The organism is Armatimonas sp., from assembly GCF_043760365.1.
Classification (GTDB): Bacteria; Armatimonadota; Armatimonadia; order Armatimonadales; family Armatimonadaceae; genus Armatimonas.
Genome location: NZ_JAYUPA010000249.1, coordinates 1 through 2,041, shown reverse-complemented (window position 1 = coordinate 2,041; position 2,041 = coordinate 1). Strand labels below are relative to the sequence as shown.

The window sequence follows — 2,041 nt, the reverse complement described above, 5'->3', positions numbered from 1 at the left end:
AGAAGCCCGTCGCGTGGGAGCCACGTCCCAATGGCAGCCGCTACTGGAGCCCTGCGAGTGAGAACGAGCGTGGTCAGATCGTCGAACTAAACCCCGCCGATGCCTCTATTCCCCTCAACCCCGCCGGCGCGGGCACCTCGCCGAGATTGCGCGTCACGTACCACATCAACCCCGACCGCTGGCTCTGCATGACGGTCGAAGATTTAGTGAAAAAACAAACCCTCAGAGAAAACATCCCCGTGGTGCGCCTACGGTGACAAGCCTGCTCTGGAAGTTCTGCCATCACGGAAACGCCCAAGCTCGTCAAGAAGCGCACCAAGCGATCTTAGATCGTGGCGAGACGATTCTCCCAGAACTGATAGAAGCGGTCGAAGAAGAGCTTCAGAGAGTCCGTGGGGCTTTCCCAGGGACGGATGAACGGGGGCAAGCGTTCTACCCCGGCCCCGAACCTCTTCAGCGTCTGGTCGAGCTCCTAGTCACATATGAAAGCCCCAAGATTCTATCGCCCCTTGGCTGGGTTGCGGCTTGGAGGAGATGGGATGAGGTATTCCAGGAGCCCTTTCAACAGCTCTCAGAAGCTCTTGAAGCGCGGGCGACATCTGCTGATATTGCCGCTTTTACGGAGGCGCTACAGCGGTTAAGAGCGTTGCCTGGAACGAAGTCGAAGCAGCTTGCGATTGCGACTGCTTTAGTGCGTATGGCGGAGAAAGACCCTAAACCGGAAATTCGTGCCGCAATACCTCTTCTGAAACCGAGTCTGTCTTCGCCCTGGGAGTTCGCTTCGTTGCGCAAGCGCCTCAAAGTAGCGCTAGGTGAGGAAAACCTCCCCATCCCCGCAACCGCTGGGCAAACAGCCCAAGACTTGCCGATTCCCGTTGAGGAGAATTCGTCAGCGGAGTAGCGCGTCGTACTCGGCGTGGGAGCCGCCCAATGGAATTGGGCGTCGAGGTGGCTTCGCGAAAGGGGAATAGATCCGGTAGCCCGGAACGGGCTTTCCGGCTGAGGAACGAAGCCACTGTAAACGCTGATTTTAATCAGCGGCAGAGGTAAGATAGCGTCATGAGCCTCACCCACGAGCAAGTCTTTCAACACTTACATGTCGTTCATGAGGGGGCACCGGGCTGGGAAAGGTCACAAGCGGCACTGTTTGGAGAAGGGAATGAGGTGGTTCCCTTTCTGATTGAGGTGCTTGAGATTGAGCTGAATAAAGTACATGGCGTGCTTGTTGTTCTCAGCTACCAAAAACTACTCCGGCTGACAGTGATGCTCGCGCAGTTTGACGACCCTCGTCGCCTTGCCTGGTTGTTGCGTGTTGCACGGCAAACCAATGAACCAAAAGCAATTTTGAGCTATCACCAGGTTCTAAAAACGTTAGAGCGACGGGCGTCGGCAGCGGACATTCAAGCGCTCATTGCGCTGATGCAAGGCACGACTCTAAGATCGGCTGGATTACCGTTTTCGATGACCCTGCGGTCCGATGAGGCTCTGCGGGTTGCACAGGCACTTGTCCGAATTTCGGAGCGCTATCCGCAGCCGGAGCTACGAGCTGTTCTGCCACTGCTTGTGTACACTCTCTCGTCACCTTTCGAGTTCATCGGGCTACGTAAGCGCCTGAAAACGGCCTTAGGCACCGACTCCCTTCCGATTCCCGCGACGGCGGCGCAAGCAAGGGGCGATTTGCCCCGTCCCTCAAGCAATGAGGAAAGCGCTTGAGCCAGAAAGCGTCGGGGGTAAAAGTGCTGGTTCAGCAAGTGGCCTACGGTGCGCTTCCGGAGTGGCGGAGTGCGTGTCGGCGCTTTCAGAGACGGGGCAAGTCTGCCGTCTCGGTGCTGATCACGGCAATAGAGGAGGAGCTTGCAAGGACACCGCTCCACACGGAGGCAATCCAGCGCCTTGCCGCCCTCCTATCCGATTTCAGTGATTCCCGGAGTGTGCCGGTTCTTGTTCATGTAGCGGTTAGAGTGAGCTATCCACTGCCGCTGGATCGTGTGGTGCTGGCGCTGGAGGAACGGCTAGAGTCCGCCGATTGTCTGGCGCTGGT

4 protein-coding genes are annotated in these 2,041 nt (G+C 57.4%); all 4 read left to right on the top strand.

The genetic code is table 11. The features are described from left to right. Positions 1–257: hypothetical protein (locus tag ACH2EH_RS06030; RefSeq protein WP_395139904.1), on the top strand; the 257-nt coding region annotated here is incomplete at its 5' end. Next, on the top strand, positions 254–901 hold the full coding sequence (locus ACH2EH_RS06025; protein WP_395139902.1) for a hypothetical protein: 648 nt from the start codon (positions 254–256) through the stop codon (positions 899–901). The genes ACH2EH_RS06030 and ACH2EH_RS06025, both read left to right, overlap by 4 nt. Positions 902–1,059: 158 nt before the next feature. Further along, positions 1,060–1,713 (top strand): hypothetical protein, encoded by a 654-nt coding sequence (locus ACH2EH_RS06020; RefSeq protein WP_395139900.1) that lies wholly within the window; start codon positions 1,060–1,062, stop codon positions 1,711–1,713. Further along, positions 1,710–2,041, top strand: a 332-nt coding sequence (locus ACH2EH_RS06015; protein ID WP_395139898.1) for a hypothetical protein, incomplete at its 3' end; no start/stop codon positions are given. The genes ACH2EH_RS06020 and ACH2EH_RS06015, both read left to right, overlap by 4 nt.